24 protein-coding genes are annotated in these 15504 nt (G+C 52.5%); 20 read left to right on the top strand and 4 right to left on the bottom strand.

Features of this window, described 5'->3' with window-relative positions; all coding sequences use genetic code 11:
- Positions 1–40: 40 nt before the first annotated feature.
- From FHW04_RS16635 to FHW04_RS16645, 3 genes are all read right to left on the bottom strand, one after another.
- Positions 41–298, bottom strand: a complete 258-nt coding sequence (locus tag FHW04_RS16635) for a hypothetical protein (protein WP_179420096.1) — start codon at positions 296–298, stop codon at positions 41–43.
- A 68-nt stretch (positions 299–366) separates the two neighbouring features.
- Positions 367–627, bottom strand: a complete 261-nt coding sequence (locus tag FHW04_RS16640; RefSeq protein WP_089561471.1) for a hypothetical protein — start codon at positions 625–627, stop codon at positions 367–369.
- 155 nt (positions 628–782) lie between these two features.
- Positions 783–1448 carry a LexA family protein gene (locus tag FHW04_RS16645; RefSeq protein WP_089561506.1) on the bottom strand — a complete coding sequence of 222 codons (666 nt, stop codon included), beginning with the start codon at positions 1446–1448 and terminating at the stop codon, positions 783–785.
- A gap of 105 nt (positions 1449–1553) precedes the next feature.
- On the opposite strand from FHW04_RS16645, the gene FHW04_RS16650 reads away from it, so the two are divergent.
- The 5 genes from FHW04_RS16650 to FHW04_RS16670 are packed head-to-tail and all read left to right on the top strand — an operon-like array spanning position 1554 to position 5354.
- Entirely contained in the window at positions 1554–1799 is a 246-nt protein-coding gene (locus tag FHW04_RS16650) for a transcriptional regulator (RefSeq protein ID WP_089561472.1), read from the top strand.
- A 39-nt stretch (positions 1800–1838) separates the two neighbouring features.
- Positions 1839–2690: a helix-turn-helix domain-containing protein gene (locus FHW04_RS16655; protein WP_371600763.1), complete on the top strand. Its 852-nt coding sequence runs from the start codon at positions 1839–1841 to the stop codon at positions 2688–2690.
- Positions 2687–3568 (top strand): ATP-binding protein, encoded by an 882-nt coding sequence (locus FHW04_RS16660; protein ID WP_089561474.1) that lies wholly within the window; start codon positions 2687–2689, stop codon positions 3566–3568. The genes FHW04_RS16655 and FHW04_RS16660 overlap by 4 nt, the downstream gene beginning before the upstream one ends.
- Positions 3565–4938, top strand: coding sequence for a replicative DNA helicase (locus FHW04_RS16665; RefSeq protein WP_089561475.1), 1374 nt, complete (start codon positions 3565–3567; stop codon positions 4936–4938). Before FHW04_RS16660 ends, FHW04_RS16665 begins: the two co-directional genes overlap by 4 nt.
- Positions 4938–5354: an antiterminator Q family protein gene (locus FHW04_RS16670; RefSeq protein WP_089561476.1), complete on the top strand. Its 417-nt coding sequence runs from the start codon at positions 4938–4940 to the stop codon at positions 5352–5354. Before FHW04_RS16665 ends, FHW04_RS16670 begins: the two co-directional genes overlap by 1 nt.
- A gap of 80 nt (positions 5355–5434) precedes the next feature.
- On the opposite strand, the gene FHW04_RS16675 is transcribed toward FHW04_RS16670, so the two are convergent.
- The gene (locus tag FHW04_RS16675; RefSeq protein ID WP_089561477.1) at positions 5435–5926 is read right to left on the bottom strand and encodes a hypothetical protein; all 492 of its coding nucleotides are present in this window, start codon (positions 5924–5926) and stop codon (positions 5435–5437) included.
- Positions 5927–6154: 228 nt separating this feature from the next.
- On the opposite strand from FHW04_RS16675, the gene FHW04_RS16680 reads away from it, so the two are divergent.
- From FHW04_RS16680 to FHW04_RS16750, 15 genes are all read left to right on the top strand, one after another.
- On the top strand, positions 6155–6586 hold the full coding sequence (locus FHW04_RS16680; RefSeq protein WP_089561478.1) for a tellurite resistance TerB family protein: 432 nt from the start codon (positions 6155–6157) through the stop codon (positions 6584–6586).
- Entirely contained in the window at positions 6586–6738 is a 153-nt protein-coding gene (locus tag FHW04_RS16685; protein ID WP_179420097.1) for a DUF3927 family protein, read from the top strand. Before FHW04_RS16680 ends, FHW04_RS16685 begins: the two co-directional genes overlap by 1 nt.
- A gap of 182 nt (positions 6739–6920) precedes the next feature.
- Positions 6921–7274 (top strand): phage holin, lambda family, encoded by a 354-nt coding sequence (locus tag FHW04_RS16690; protein ID WP_089561479.1) that lies wholly within the window; start codon positions 6921–6923, stop codon positions 7272–7274.
- Positions 7258–7890 (top strand): glycoside hydrolase family 19 protein, encoded by a 633-nt coding sequence (locus tag FHW04_RS16695; RefSeq protein ID WP_089561480.1) that lies wholly within the window; start codon positions 7258–7260, stop codon positions 7888–7890. The genes FHW04_RS16690 and FHW04_RS16695 overlap by 17 nt, the downstream gene beginning before the upstream one ends.
- Positions 7878–8333, top strand: coding sequence for an Rz lytic protein (locus FHW04_RS16700; RefSeq protein WP_089561481.1), 456 nt, complete (start codon positions 7878–7880; stop codon positions 8331–8333). Before FHW04_RS16695 ends, FHW04_RS16700 begins: the two co-directional genes overlap by 13 nt.
- Positions 8230–8460, top strand: coding sequence for an Rz1-like lysis system protein LysC (gene lysC / locus FHW04_RS16705; protein WP_429274152.1), 231 nt, complete (start codon positions 8230–8232; stop codon positions 8458–8460). Before FHW04_RS16700 ends, lysC begins: the two co-directional genes overlap by 104 nt.
- A gap of 8 nt (positions 8461–8468) precedes the next feature.
- Complete coding sequence (locus FHW04_RS16710; protein WP_089561482.1) at positions 8469–8684, top strand: hypothetical protein; 216 nt, start codon at positions 8469–8471, stop codon at positions 8682–8684.
- A gap of 110 nt (positions 8685–8794) precedes the next feature.
- The gene (locus FHW04_RS16715) at positions 8795–9004 is read left to right on the top strand and encodes a hypothetical protein (protein ID WP_089561483.1); all 210 of its coding nucleotides are present in this window, start codon (positions 8795–8797) and stop codon (positions 9002–9004) included.
- Between the two features lie 158 nt (positions 9005–9162).
- The gene (locus FHW04_RS16720) at positions 9163–9501 is read left to right on the top strand and encodes an HNH endonuclease (RefSeq protein WP_089561484.1); all 339 of its coding nucleotides are present in this window, start codon (positions 9163–9165) and stop codon (positions 9499–9501) included.
- 172 nt (positions 9502–9673) lie between these two features.
- On the top strand, positions 9674–10138 hold the full coding sequence (locus tag FHW04_RS16725) for a phage terminase small subunit P27 family (RefSeq protein WP_069730029.1): 465 nt from the start codon (positions 9674–9676) through the stop codon (positions 10136–10138).
- Positions 10092–11837: a terminase large subunit gene (locus FHW04_RS16730; RefSeq protein ID WP_069730028.1), complete on the top strand. Its 1746-nt coding sequence runs from the start codon at positions 10092–10094 to the stop codon at positions 11835–11837. The genes FHW04_RS16725 and FHW04_RS16730 overlap by 47 nt, the downstream gene beginning before the upstream one ends.
- Positions 11837–13141, top strand: a complete 1305-nt coding sequence (locus FHW04_RS16735) for a phage portal protein (protein WP_069730027.1) — start codon at positions 11837–11839, stop codon at positions 13139–13141. Before FHW04_RS16730 ends, FHW04_RS16735 begins: the two co-directional genes overlap by 1 nt.
- An 11-nt stretch (positions 13142–13152) precedes the next feature.
- Positions 13153–14001 carry a head maturation protease, ClpP-related gene (locus FHW04_RS16740; protein WP_069730026.1) on the top strand — a complete coding sequence of 283 codons (849 nt, stop codon included), beginning with the start codon at positions 13153–13155 and terminating at the stop codon, positions 13999–14001.
- A 9-nt stretch (positions 14002–14010) separates the two neighbouring features.
- A complete protein-coding gene (locus FHW04_RS16745) occupies positions 14011–15225 on the top strand; it encodes a phage major capsid protein (protein ID WP_089561485.1) in 1215 nt (404 codons plus the stop codon).
- Between the two features lie 41 nt (positions 15226–15266).
- Positions 15267–15504, top strand: a 238-nt coding sequence (locus FHW04_RS16750) for a hypothetical protein (protein WP_429274153.1), incomplete at its 3' end; no start/stop codon positions are given.

Below are 15504 nucleotides of genomic sequence, written 5' to 3' on the forward strand. Positions count from 1 at the left end.
AAAGCCTGACGAAACTTTTGTTTATTAATTGAAGGAGACATTAGCGGCCCGCCTCTACGTTTTTTTCTGTTCGTTCGACCATGAATGCCAATTCATGAATCAGAGAGTGGAATCGACCCGCAACGCTGGCATCCACGCGGGCCAGCGGGCTATGCAGCAACTCCAGGTATTCCCGCTGTAGCTGTTCGGCATACATCAGCGCCGCCTTTGAGGTGTCAGAAGAGTTAGAAATGCTAATTCCGGCAACTTCTTTGGTAGTGGAAATCTTGCTATCTGATAAAGCTATTACCTGACTCATAATTCACCTCAATGATTATCTGGATGTGCTTAGATCCAGCGCGGGCGCTGTGTATATTTGCAATTAAATTAAAAGAATTGATTTCTGAATCGGGAGTTCTTAATAATATTCACGGCTTCCGGGCATGCTTCGGAAATTTCCTTAAAAAAGTCAACCAAGATAAAGTACTGGCCATCTCGCTTATAAAGCGCGTGCTCCATATTGTCATTTTGATCATATGAAGTGATGAGCTTGTTTTTAACGTCACTCTCGCGGTCACTTGCGATGAATAAATAAGTAATCGAGCTTTGCTGCTCTTTAAGTTTGGTGTGAATGCAAAAGATACTCATCTCTATGGCTCCATGTTTGCCGATGAGTTGAGAATACCCGTGGGTAATAAGTCTCGTCAATACCTATGGGTACAAATATTTTGGTTTTTATTTTATGTCTTTGATTGCAGGTATAAAAAAACCCGCCGAGGCGGGTTAAATAATTTGGGGGGAAATCAGAGTTTCATGCGAGCTTCAACTGCTACACCGATAATCTTACAGTTCCCATCTATCGGGAGTAGCGGATAGGATGGATTGAGGGGTTTCAGGTAATGATCGCCACCATCAACTATGAGCTTTTTGAAGGTGGCCTCATTGGCATCTACCAGCTTTGCTAGCACCAGCGCACCATGGCACCACTCTTTTCCTGTATCAAAAAGCACCATCATACCTTCGGGAATGCTCAACCCTGACGGTGACGTCATCGAGTCGCCTTTAATCCTGAGCCAAAAGCCTTCACCCTCTACATGTGCATCTGATTCACACCATTCTTCAACGTCATCAAGGCTATATGGTTCTAATGCCTCAGCCCATGCTCCTGCGCTAACCCAACTAATCACGGGATATTTCTTCCTTAAAATTGGTTGCTGCATTAGTTCAACATTAGAATTCTCTGATGCAATCCCATCCATCCAGCCTCTAGGAAGTTTGAAAGACTTTTCAATAACTTCCATCATATCGTCAGCAATTCTTTTTCTGCCTGACTTACCCTCCGGCCATAACATTCTTGATACATAAGAAGGTTCTCGATCGATTTTACGAGCGAGTTCTGATGCGTTGCCATTGCAAAAGTCATCCCGCAACTGGATGAGTCGTAAACGACGTTTTTCGTATTTGTCCATGCCTGCCATTTTAATCTTTGTTACCTGTCGGTAAATGCCCTGTGGGTATTGATTATCCTGTTACCTATGGGTAATATCAATGCTGATATTTATACAGGGGGCATCATGAAAACCTTAAACGCCTTTATGTCTGAGCTTTCGCCAGAAGAAAAAAAGCAATTCGCAATCAAGTGTGGAACAACCATCAATTATCTCCGCAAGGTCATGAGCACCGGAAAGCCGATCGGGCCTGAGCTGTGTGCGCAGATTGAGGTTCACAGCGGCGGACAAGTAACCCGAAAGTCACTACGCCCGTCCAACTGGAGCAAGATTTGGCCTGAGCTTGAGGTGTCCGACCGTGCAGCCCAGTAAATCATTGCATCAGCTTCTTCGGAGGGTTTCAGAATGAGTATGGAATTGATGGTAAAAGCCATGAAGCTGAAAGTCGGCAATCCGCTACGCAAACTGGTTCTTCTGAAACTGGCCGATAACGCTAACGACCAGGGTGAATGCTGGCCGTCATATCAGCACATCGCTGACCAGTGTGAAATCGGAAGATCGACTGTTAAAGGTCATGTTCGTGCACTGGAAGAAATGGGGATGCTACGCCGGGAATATCGTCGCAAGGGCGAGCTGAATCAGTCCAATTTATTTCATTTGCGCCTTGATGAAAAAGAACACAAGCAGCCTTCAAAGGGTGGGGCAGGAGCTGACCTAGGTCAGCAGGTGACTGAGGTGGGGCAGGAGCTGACCGAGGGTGGGGCAGGAGCTGACCTAGGGGGTGGGGCAGGAGCTGACCCCAGAATCAGTCACTCTTTAGAACCAGTCATTGAACCAGTCAATGAATCTAAATCTATTGGCACATCGGCTAAAGCCGCTGAGCCGTCACGTAATGCTAAGCAGGATTACTCATCTGAATTTGAAGAAGCCTGGCAGGCATATCCGAAGCGTGCTGGTGGCAATCCTAAGCCTTCAGCATGGAAGAGCTGGTCTGCCCGCATCCGTGAAGGCGTTAAACCCGCTGACATGCTGGCAGGCGTACAGCGATATGCGGCCTACATCACTGCAACAGGCAAAGCAAATAGCGAGTACGTGAAGCAGGCAGCGACGTTCTTTGGTCCTGATCACCACTTTGCTGAAAGCTGGGTTGCACCCGCCAGCTCGCAGCGCAATTCGCCAGCACAGAGCCGCCATAGCGGATTCTCAGAGCGCGACTACGGCACCACCACCAAACCATCCTGGGCAAAAGGAGCAGCAGAATGAGCTATGTACCTACACAGCGCGGCGCAAATATTCAGTCACTGAAAACCACTATCTCAGCGCTTCAGGAAGAATTGAGCTTTGCTGGTGGCAAGGTCTCTATGCTGGACCGCTGCTTTGACCGACAGGAAACTGTTGCCGGCATCTGTGAGACGCACGGTAATTTTCAGCAGCAGCGCATCTGGACTGAATACAGTGGTCGCGTGGCTGAAAAGTTTTCCCGCTGCCCGAAATGCATTGCCTCAGAGCTGGAAGCCGCACAGAACAAATTGCGTGCTATCCAGACCGAAATGCTGACCGAGCGTGCGAACATCCCTGAGCGGTTCGCGGCCTGCAGCTTCGAAAACTATCAGGCCGTGAACAAATCCGCTCAAAACAATCTGTCGATCCTTCGCGACTACGCCAGCGCGTGGCCGCAGATGCTCGAAGCCGGTACCAGCCTCATTCTGACAGGCAGGCCAGGCACCGGTAAAAACCATCTGGCGGTGGCGCTGGCGAAAAGCATTATCGAGCACCATCAGGCAACAGTGTTGCTGACCTCCGTGATGCGCATCATCCGCGCCGTTCGCCGCACCTGGGAGAAGGGCAGCGAACGCAGCGAAGAGGAAGTTATTGCCCATTACACCGGCGTGGACCTGCTGATTATCGATGAGATTGGCATCCAGTACGGTTCTGAGTCCGAGATGATCATCCTGTTCGACATCATGAACACCCGCTATGAACGCATGCTGCCAACAGTACTCATCAGCAACCTGTCGCTGCCTCAGATTTCTCAGGTCATCAGTGACCGCCTGACAGATCGAATGGTTGAGGGTGGCGGGGCAACGCTGGTGTTCGACTGGCCAAGCTATCGCAGCCAGAAGGGAGCGCCGGCTGTATGAGTGATGCACTGTGGCGGGACCAGGACATGGAGGCGGCCGTGCTGGGGGCGATGTTCCTGCGCGGCGCTGAGGCTGAGGTGATGGAGATCATTTCCTCGCTGCCGGACACGGCGTTTAACTTCCAGCAGTACCGGGAAATCTACCGGGCTGTCGCTGCACAGGCGCGTGGCAAAGGTGTTATCGACCCGATTCTGGTGGGGGAGCAGCTTCCGCAGCACCAGGCGCTTATCGACGCGACAGGACGGATTGCGTGGGCGAGGTCTTCACTAAAGTCCTACTCACAGCAGCTGGTTCGCAACGCGGCTATTCGTGATGCTTTCCATGCCCTCTCTGTCGCCCTCAGCAGCCTCCAGGCAGCACCTAACAGCGATGCGGGGATTCGCATTCTGGAGGAGGTGAAAGCAGCTGTGGGGGCGATACAGACTGAATCTGATGCCATCCGTCCCGTTTCAATCGATGAGCTGCTTCCCACCATCATCAACAGGATTGACGAGCGCATGGAATCCGGCAGCGCTGGACGTTCGGTTATGACCGGGATCGAGGAGCTGGATGAGGTGACGGGCGGCTTTGACCAGACCGACCTGATCCTGCTGGCAGCGCGGCCATCGATGGGGAAAACGGAAATGATTCTGGATATCACCGAAAACCTGACTGCCACCGGTGCCGGGGTGCTGTTCTTCAGCATGGAAATGAGCGATATCCAGATCGCCGAGCGTCACGTTGCCGCTGCGGGCGGTATCTCAGCCTCACGCCTTAAGTCACCAGACAAACTGAAGGATGAGGACTGGGCGCGAATCAGTAACGGGATCGGGCAGATGACCGGGCGCAAAATCTGGATTGTGGACGCCAATAACCTGACCGTTGACCAGATTCAGCATATCGCGACCCGACACATTCAGCAGCATCCTGAGACCGCGCTGGTGGCTATCGACTATCTGCGCCTGATTAAGCTGCAGAGCGCCAGCCGTCACGATCTGGCAGTGGGTGAGGTTTCCAAGGGTCTTAAATCAATGGCGAAGGCTAACCGGGTGCCCGTAGTGGCACTAAGCCAGCTTTCACGCAGCGTGGAAAGTCGCCCGAACAAACGTCCGGTAAACGCTGACCTTAAGGACTCAGGCGAAATCGAAGCCGATGCTGACATCATCATGATGTTGTACCGGGATGAGGTTTATAACCCGGAGTCGCCAGCTGCGGGAATTGCTGAAATCAACATCACCAAGAACCGTAATGGGCCATTGGGTACCGTTTATCGCAGATTCTGGAACGGGCATTTCCACCACATCGATCAGGACGAAGCAAGGGCCAGAAGCATCGAACGGCCAGAAGTAAGCAACAGCAACAAACGTTATTCCAAAAGAGGGGCAGCATAATGCGTGACATTCAGATGGTTATGGCCCGATGGGGTGCTTGGGCGGCCAGCGGCGAAACGAATATTGGATACCCGCGAACCGCCGCAGGTCTCGCCAGACTTCTTCCCGCCAGCAGGCAGGGACGACCTTCCTGTTGCGATGATGATGGCATGCTGATTAATGAGGCCATGATCCGGCTCAGCAAAAATGATGCTCACCTTTGCTCTCTCATTGAGTGGTATTACATTGACGGGCTTCCGCTGCGCTCGCTGGAGAAAAAGTGTGGGGTTTCTTACAACACCATCTCAGTAAGAATTCAGAAGGCCGAAAGCTTTATTGATGGCTGTCTTTGCGCCCTGAATATCCGTCTGGAAATGGATAGGGAATGCACTAAAGAAAATATGTATCCAGAAAAGCAGAAGCGTATTGCGTCATGACAAAACCGGCTTTATTCTGCTATGAGTTGTCACTACGCACAGACACATAGAATGAATCCCCGCACATGGCGGGGATTTTTTTATGATAAAAATGCTCCAGCAGCAGACCCGGCAATGGTTGTGACGAGAGGGTGCTCAAGGAATTTTTTGAGTAGCCCTTTAGCTTCTTCTTTCTCGGGTTCAGAAGCTGATGACTTTTCAATTGTGTTAATCAAGTTCTGAATGTTCTCGCGGAATTCCATTCGGTTATGGTCTCCAATTTGAACATTGCTATTGCTACCGACGTTAATGGTCTGGTGCTTCACTGTATATGACTCCGTGCTCGGAACCGGTTTTACCTTAAGTTGGTAATGAGGCCCATATCCGCCAATACTTGTGTCATAAAAGTTGCATTGGTTAATGTGTTTTATCTCTTCTTTGCCGCTTGGTAATAGGCGCATAACCTGATCGCCATCGTCAATGTCAGCCATTTTGTCATCAATAATAACGGTACCGCCTGCAAAAGTTGCCTTGTATGGGCCTAATCGACTGCCGTCTGGCTTGATAATGAATGCCTCTTCCTTCTTAAACATAACGCTCTCCTGATTAGATTGTATTCTGTTTGCTGCACATCTTTTATACGACAGTTTTTCTTAAGTAACTACCTGTTTTAAACCGCTTAGGCGGCAATTCAGCGCCACGCTCGGCGCACTTCAACCACAGAGCCTTTCAGAAGGTGAGCCAGAGTGATGGTCGGTGTGACTATCTCTGTGGGCTGACCATTTCTGAGCGCTGGCTCACCCCCTAAAAGGAAAGTCACTATGTTCGGTATGTTCAAAAAGAATGCCCGTCGTGCTGTCAGCGATATCAAAAAGTTTGAGAAGCGCGATCTCGCACAGGCTGTAGTAAATGCTGCTTATCTGGTGGCCTATGCCGATGGTGAATGTGAGCCGTCTGAGAAAGCAAAGATTGAGCAGGTATTGCGCTCAAACCCGACGCTTTCGGCATTCAGCGGTGAAATCAACGATATCTCCACTCGCATCATTGCTCAGCTGGACACAGATATTCGTATTGGTCGTCGTGCTGCCTTGCGTGAAATCGAAGATGTAAAAGGCGATCAGCGTGAATGTGAAGATGTACTAGATGTGGCAGTAACCATCGCAATGGCTGATGGCGAGCTGGAGCCGGAAGAACAGAAGGTTCTTGAGCAAATTGCCAATGTTCTCGGTCTGCGTCTGGAAAATCATCTCTGATGGCCCGACTGCGCTGGCTGGCGATAGCTGTACTGCTGTTTCTGGTTGTCGCCATCGATTTCACAAGTCGAATGATGTCTGTGCTGGCTGACGGCGCAATCATCTGTGTAGTGACTGCTCTTCTCTGGCCGCTGGTTAAAGCCACCAAATAGCTTTGTGCAAAAGGCATCCACGGGTGCCTTTGACAGAAAGAATTCTAATTAGCCGGAATTCCCGGCTCTCTTTTGGCGTCCTCCCAAAAACTTTGTGATTTCCCCGTGGCTGTGTGGGGAGGTTCGCCACTTTTCTTTGACTACGAACGGCACCGACCCATTGGGAGGTGAGGATGAAACGCATGCCAGAAAAAGATCCGGGCTTCTGGGCAAGCCTACTTGCCTGGCTTTATGCCCACAAAAATGAATCCGGTTATGCCGGGCTGGCTGGCGTGATGGCGATCCTTCGCGCGACTTATATCGGCAAAGACACATGGCCCCGTCGGCTGCTCGATGCAGCGATGTGCAGCGTCTTTGCCTTTTTTCTCCAGCCGACACTGCAGGTAATTGGCTCGGTCTTTAACTGGAACTTCAGCGACGACACCACGCGTGTAGTTGCGGTGTTCCTTGGCTTTCTCGGTGTGGACTGGCTTTCATCGAAGCTGCGCAGGCTGATTGATAAGCGCTTGGGGGATAGCAATGCTGACACCCAGTGATTTTCAGCGTGCAACCGGTGTTTCGAATGCTGTTCGCGACGCATGGTTCCCGCATATAGCGTCGAGCATGGCAGCGTTCAGCATTACTACACCGCTCAGACAGGCTCACTTTCTGGCGCAGACAGGGCATGAATCCGCCGGGTTCCTGAAGGTTGAAGAGGGGCTGAATTACAGTGAGAACGCTCTAACCGCGATGTTCGGCAAACGCATTACCCCTGAGCAAGCCCGAGCATACGGGCGTAACGCAATGCACACGGCCAATCAGAAGATGATCGCCAGCATTATTTACTCAAACCGTAACGGTAATGGGAATGTTGATTCAGGTGATGGTTATCGATATCGCGGTCGGGGTCTGATTCAGATAACGGGCAAAGCCAACTATGCGGCACTGGTAAAGCAGCTTGGCGCTGATGTAGTGGCAGACCCTGATTTGTTGCTGGGGTATCGCTTTGCAGCGATGTCAGCGGCGGCATGGTGGAAGAATCACGGATTAAACGAGCTGGCTGATTCTGATGATGTTACCCGCATCACCAGAATCATCAACGGTGGCATAAACGGTCTGGACGACAGGAAATCCCGCTTAATCAAAGCTAAGAGGATTTTATGTTCAACGTAATCGGCTTTATCCGAAATTATTCGCATCTCATCATCATCGGCCTTATCTGCGTCTGCCTGTGGGGGCTTAACGCCCGTAATTCACAGCTGAGCGCCACTAATGACCGGCTGGAGCAGCTGGCAAACAGCAAAGACAGCCAGATAAACGATCTGCGCTCCAAAAACGATGACCTGGCCGCCAGCGTAAATGACCTGGTCAAAGCAGTTAACCAGCAGAATGCGGTGATGACACAGGTCACCGAGCAACGCGCAGTGACGGCACAGCAGAACCGGAAGCTACAGAATGAAATCAAACGTTACCTTGCGGCGGACAAGTGTGCTGTTGCTCCTGTTCCCCCTGATGCTGCTGACCGGTTGCGGGACGCAGCAAAAGCCGCTGGTGGAGTACCGGACAGTAAAGCAGCCCCGGTTAAACCTGCCGGCAGAACTGACCAGCCAGATTGAAGCGCCGCAGCCGCCAGCGCTCATGACGTTCGGTGACAGTGTGGCGTTAAACGCTGAGCTTTATGGCGTGCTGGGGCAGTGCAACATTGACCGCGCCGCCATCCGTAAAATTGAGTCAACCAGATAGGTAATTACATGACCATCAGCCAAGAAGTTAAAGATTGGCATGAGCGATCAGAAGCACTGGCTGCAGAGATTGATGCTCATCTCAATAGCTACCCGGGGCCGGAACGCTCCAGCATCAACTCATCAGTGAACGTGGTGATTTATCTGGGTAATCGTTACACGCTGATAACCGGCTTTATTCCTCCTGAAGTTATTTCAGGTAACCTAAAGATTGGCAAAGGATAGCGGTAAGTCACGCTGCAAAGCGTTACGGAACAGTTCTCATAAATTACTTCATCTGATTAAGCCTAAGTTGTAGTCTGGTCTGCTGACTTCTACTTAAAGAGGATGAATATATGTTTGTTGAAAACTTTTTGCCTCAAGACCCTGATAATCCAGGGATGGTTAAAGCCTGGGGGGTCGTGAGAAGCAATGTATGGCATTTAGCAGGGGTGTACGGCACCGAAGAGGATGCTAACGCTAAAGCCGAAGAAATGGGTGATGGTTATTCGGTCCATTACGGCTCTCACAAATTGGGAACCGATGATTTTATTTGGGGTGAATAATCAAATCATTCTAATAGAGCCGCCTTCGGGCGGTTTTTTTATTTTATGCTGAAAACTGCATTTACTGAGTTCACTTTTCAGCATAAACATAACGAATCATCGGCTGGTGGTCTCACCATTTCCGGGAATATATCGCACCTATCCAGCAGGAAATTCTGATGTCAGAGCCACGCATCTATAACAGCCGCTGGGATAAAGCCAGGCTCTCATTCCTCAAATCGCACCCTCTCTGCGTCATGTGCCACCGGCAGGGCAGAGCAGTGGCCGCTGCTGTCGTTGACCATATCAAGCCACACAGGCTGAAAGAGGCCATCAACGGTGGCAAACAGGACGAGATAGCAAAGGCTCAGAAGCTATTCTGGGACAAGGCCAACTGGCAGCCTCTCTGCAAGCAGCATCACGACTCGACCAAGCAACGTGAAGAGAAGCGCGGACACGTCATAGGGTGCGATGAGAACGGCATGCCACTCGACCCGTCATCACATTGGCGTAAATGATAATGAATATCATTTCTCATTGAGGGTGGTAGGGGTTTCGGACAGATGAGAACGATTATCATCAACATCGGGGAGGGCGGGTGCAGAGTTCAGGGGCTAACGACCTCCTGACCGCCCGCCCCCCTTTTTATGCACAACCGCGAAATGAAAAGTTTTTTTCTGGGAGGTTTTTATGGCCGGAAGACGACCAAAACCGACCCACCTTAAGGTCGTTACCGGCAATCCGGGCAAGCGAAAACTTAACGACAAAGAGCCTGCACCCGCGAGAGAAATCCCCAGCCCGCCGTCACACCTCACCGATTGGGGAAAGGTTGCGTGGGGAAAGCTGACCGTTCTGCTTGATGGAATGGGCGTGCTGACCGTCGCCGATGTTCTTGCGCTGGAAAGGCTCTGCGATATCTATGCCGACATTCTTCAGCTGCGAATCACTATTGCCGAAGAGGGAAGGACATACACGGTTCAGACCGAAGGCGGATTTCTTATCAAGGCCAACCCGGCTGTTTCAATGCTGGCTGATGCAGACCGGCGCTTCAAAAGCTACCTGGTAGAGTTCGGCCTGACACCGGCTGCCCGGTCAAAGGTGAACGTGAATGGTGGAAAAAAAGAAGAAGACCCGCTCAACCAGTTCTTCGGTTGATCCGGCGACGCAGTATGCAATGGACGTTACCAGCGGGGCTGTTCTTGCCGGGCCAGATATCCGCGCTGCATGCGCCCGCCACATCCGGGATTTGGAAGAAGGGCCAAAACGTGGACTGTTCTGGGATGTCGAAGCGGTTACGCGTGTTGTTAACTTCTTTGCTCAGGTCCTGAAGCTCAACGGCGGCGAGCATGAAGGTAAGCCTTTCATCCTGCTGCCGTGGCAATGTTTCATTGTTGGCTCCCTGTTCGGCTGGAAGGCGGAAGACGGCACACGCCGATTTCGCATGAGTTACATCGAGTCCGGCAAGGGTTCCGGCAAGTCGCCGCTTGCGGGCGGCGTCGGTCTTTACCTGCTGATGGCAGACAAGGAACCCCGCGCCGAAGTCTACGCGGCGGCCACAAAAAAAGACCAGGCAATGATCCTGTTCCGCGATGCGGTAACGATGGTCGATCAGTCGCCCGCGCTGGCACAGCGCATCACCAAATCTGGCACCGGGCTTAACGTGTGGAACCTTGCGTTCCTGCAGACAGGCTCTTTCTTTAAGCCGATCAGCTCCGATGATGGTCAGTCAGGCCCGCGCCCGCACGGCGCACTGATTGACGAAGTGCATGAGCACAAAACAAACGCCGTTGTTGAGATGATGCGCGCCGGTACAAAGGGCCGCCGTCAGGCGCTGATGTTCCTCATCACCAACAGCGGCCACGATAAAACCAGTGTCTGTTTCGAATATCATGAATACGGTCGCAAGGTGGCGGCCGGTGATTTGGTCGATGACAGCTTTTTCAGCTTCATCTGTTCGCTGGATGAGGGCGACGACCCGTTTAAAGATGAAGCATGCTGGGGTAAAGCGAATCCGTCTCTGGGTCAGACCTTCACGGATAAATACCTGCGGGAGCAGGTGACGCAGGCTCGCGGCATGCCATCAAAAGAGAGCATTGTACGACGCCTGAACTTCTGCCAGTGGGTGGAAGCGTCCGATCCGTGGATTGACAGCGACACCTGGATGAACTGCGAACAGGAATTTAATCCGGAGGATTTAGCGGGTGAAGAGTGTTATGGCGGTCTGGACCTGTCCGGTTCACGTGACCTGACGGCGCTTGCGCTTTACTTTCCGAAATCCAAAAAGCTTTTAGTTGAGTTCTGGACGCCGAAAGATTCTCTGCTTGAGCGCGCTAAAACTGACCACGTTCCCTATGATGCCTGGCTGCGTAACGGCTTTATTCACGCACCACCGGGTAAGGCGGTCAACTACGGTTTTGTGGCGGTGCGTATCGGTGAACTGGCGGCCAGATACGATATTAAGTGCATCGCGTTTGACCAGTACCGCATCAAGTATCTGGAGCCAGAGCTCGAAAGCGAGTCTGTGAGCGTTGACCTTGTTCCGCATGGTCAGGGCTTTTACAAGGCGCAGGAGTCCGGGTTGTGGATGCCGCGCTCTATTGAGCTGTTTGAGGAGCACCTGAATAACCGGGCGCTCATCATCCGGCCTAATCCCTGTTTGCGCTGGAATGCAGCCTCTGCGGTGCTCGAGGCTGACCAGAAGGACAACCGCATATTTGCCAAAAAGAAAAGCACCGGCCGTATTGATGGCGTGGTGGCTTCCGCTATGGCAATCGGTGCAGCAGAGGATGCGGTGCTGGTAGATAGCGGTGATCCTGATGACTTTTTTGATGACCCGATCATGGTAGGTATCTGATGAAGGAAAAAAAACAGCCGGGTCGCATCAAGAGCGCGATTGTTAACTGGCTCGGTGAGTCGATTGGACTTAATGATGCCGCGTTCTGGCAGGAGTGGTACGGCACAAGCAGCAGCGGGAAGGTCGTTACAGCAGAGAAATCGCTGCATCTGTCCGCCGTCTGGGCCTGTGTTCGCCTGCTGAGTGAGTCAGTTTCAACCCTGCCGATGAAGGTTTACGAACGGGCCGCTGACGGCTCACGCAAGCTTGCGCTTAATCATCCGGCATATCAGTTGTTATGCCGTCGCCCAAACAGCGAAATGACGCCGTCGCGCTTTATGTTGATGGTGGTTGCCAGCATCTGCCTGCGTGGTAATGCCTACGTTGAGAAAAAGATGATTGGCACCAAGCTGGTCTCTCTGGTGCCGCTGCTTCCTCAGTGTATGGAGGTGGATCGGCTGGACAGCGGCGAACTGCAGTACACCTACACAGAGAAGGGCGTGCCGCGCATCATCCCGGTTAAAAATATGATGCACATTCGGGGGTTTGGTCTCGATGGTGTTTGCGGGATGATGCCGATGCGCACTGGTCGCGACGTGTTTGGCGCAGCGATGGCGGTCGAAGAGTCAGCCGCAAAAATTTTTGAAAATGGTATTCAGACGTCAGGCTTCTTTCTTTCAAAGAATCTGCTGACCAAAGAGCAGCGACAGAAAAACCGCGAAAACCTTAACCGGTTCGTTGGTTCAAAAAACGCGGGCAAGGTGATGGTGCTTGAGGGTGATATGTCCTATCAGGGCATCACCCTTAACCCTGAAGATGCTCAGATGCTGGAGTCACGGTCATTCAGTATTGAGGAAATCTGCCGCTGGTTCCGCGTGCCGCCGTTTATGGTTGGTCACGTTGATAAGCAGAGCAGCTGGGCGTCGAGCGTTGAAGGCATGAACCTTCTGTTCCTGACTAATACGCTTCGCCCGATGCTGGTGAATATAGAACAGGAGATATCACGTTGCCTGCTGAACGGTGATGAAGACCTGTTTGCTGAGTTCTCCGTTGAAGGTCTGCTGCGTGCCGACAGCGCAGGGCGCTCCGCTTATTACACCACCGCGCTGCAGAACGGCTGGATGTCCCGTAATGACGTGCGCCGCCTGGAGAATCTGCCACCGATTGAAGGTGGTGATATCTACACCGTACAGCTGAACCTTACACCGCTTGAAGACCTGCGCAAAAACAGCACCGCCGCAAGGGCCACACTGTTGCGCGAAGTTCACAACGCCGTTTTCCCGGACATTCCTTTCGAACAATCACCGCTTAAACATGCGGCTTAGGAGCATCCCCAATGACAGTAAAAAGTCTTCCGGCCGCACCGGAGGGACGGCCTTTTGCGCGCGAAAATCGCGATCTGCCGTCTTCTGCAATGGATCGCTGGAACGGCGGCATCAAAGCCGCAAAGAGTGATGACAACAGCATTTCCGTGTTCGATGTCATTGGCGCTGACTGGTACGGCGATGGTGTTACCGCCAGCCGCATTGCTGCCGCGCTCCGCTCAATCGGCGGTGCTGATGTGACCGTGAATATCAATTCGCCGGGCGGCGATATGTTTGAAGGCCTGGCGATTTATAACCTGCTGCGTGAGTACGAAGGGAAGGTCACTGTCAAGGTGCTGGGCCTCGCTGCTTCTGCTGCGTCGATTATCGCGATGGCCGGTGATGAGGTGCAGATCGGTCGCGGTGCTTTCCTGATGATCCATAACTGCTGGGTGTATGCGATGGGCAACCGTCATGACCTGCAGCAGATTGCAGCGGACATGGTGCCTTTTGATAAGGCGATGAACGATATCTATGGCGCACGAACCGGTCTGGATGCGGCCACCATCGACGCGATGATGGATGCCGAAACCTACATCGGCGGTAGCGATGCGGTTGAAAAAGGTTTTGCAGATCGCCTGCTGTCAGCAGATGAGATTGCAGATGGCGACGACAGCCCTGCAGCTGCGCTGCGCAAGTTGGACGCGATGCTGGCAAAAACCGACGCACCGCGCTCCGAGCGTCGAAAACTTCTTAAAGCTTTAACCGGCGGCAAGCCAGGCGCTGCTGCCATCCCTGAAGGTATGCCGGGCGCTACCGACGAAATCAACCCCGAAAATATTGCACAACTTAAAAACGCGCTGGCCGCGTTCGGCAAATAAGGATTAACAATGTCTGAAGTAAATGAAGTTCTGAAGCAGGTTACAGCCAGCATCAACGAAGCCAGCGGCAAGTTTAACGCGAAGGCCGAAGAAGCGCTGACCGAGGCGAAAAAATCAGCCTCACTGTCAGCGGAAACAAAAGCGGCAGTGGATAAAATGGCGAGTGAGCTTAACGCCATGCGTGAAGCAGAAAAAACGCTGAAGGCTGCGCTGGGTGACCTGGAACAGCACGTTGCGCAGATGCCGCTGGCGAATGCGAAAAACGTTATCGAAACCGTTGGGGGTCAGGTTGTTTCCTCCGAAGCGCTGAGAGCTTTTTCAGCCAGCATCGAAGGCAATAAGCGCCTGAGCATTCCGGTTAAGGCTGCGTTGCTGTCGGTCAACTTGCCGGGCCAGATCGTTGCACCTGACCGCCTGCCAGGTATCGATCAGCAGCCAAAACAGCGACTGTTTATCCGAGACCTGATTGCACCGGGCCGTACTGAGTCCAATACCATCTATTGGGTTCAGCAGACTGGATTTACCAACAATGCGGCGACCGTCGCTGAGAACACTAAGAAGCCGTACAGCGATATCACTTTTGCGGAAAAAATCACGCCGGTCCGCACTATCGCGCACCTGTTCAAGGCCGCCAAGCAGATTCTTGATGATATGCCGCAGCTGCAGTCGACGATTGACGCCGAACTGCGCTACGGGCTGAAGTACGTTGAAGAGCAGGAGATTCTGTTCGGCGACGGCACCGGCACGCACCTGAACGGTATCGTTCCGCAGGCATCTGCATATGCTGCTGCCTTCAGCGTGGCGAATCAAAGTGGTATTGATGATCTGCGACTGGCTATGCTGCAGGCGCAACTGGCGCGCTTCCCGGCGTCCGGCCATGTTCTGCACTTCATTGATTGGGCGAAGATCGAGCTGACTAAGGACTCGCTGGGTCGTTACATTCTGGCGAACCCGGCAGCGCTGACTGGTCCTACCCTGTGGGGTCTGCCGGTTGTCGCGACCGAAGCGGCTGCGTTCCAGGGTAAATTCCTGACCGGCGCATTTAATGCCGGTGCGCAGATTTTCGATCGCGAAGATGCCAACGTGGTTATCTCCACTGAAAACGCCGACGACTTTGAGAAAAACATGATCTCAATCCGCTGTGAGGAACGTCTGGCGCTGGCCGTTAAGCGTCCTGAAGCGTTCGTTTACGGTTCCTTCACCGCACCTGCTGCAGCTGCGTAACAGCAACGGCGGCCTCCGGGCCGCCTTTCCGGGAGTTACTTATGAAACTGCTTTTGATTAAACCGAATTACTTCGGCGGCACGGTCGTGTCCGAAGGCAATACCATTGAGACCGACGAGCAGCATGGCCGCGAGTTGATTAAAAAAGGCTATGCAGAGCTGGTTGAAGACGGTACTGCTGCTCTGCCAGAGCCAGAGCCAGAGCCAGAGCCAGAGCCAGAGCCAGAGCCAGAGCCAGAGCCAGAGCCAGAGCCAGAGCCAGAGCCAGAGCCAGAGCCAG

The sequence above is a fragment of the Pantoea sp. AN62 genome, assembly GCF_050432985.1.
GTDB classification, from domain to species: domain Bacteria; phylum Pseudomonadota; class Gammaproteobacteria; order Enterobacterales; family Enterobacteriaceae; genus Pantoea; species Pantoea brenneri.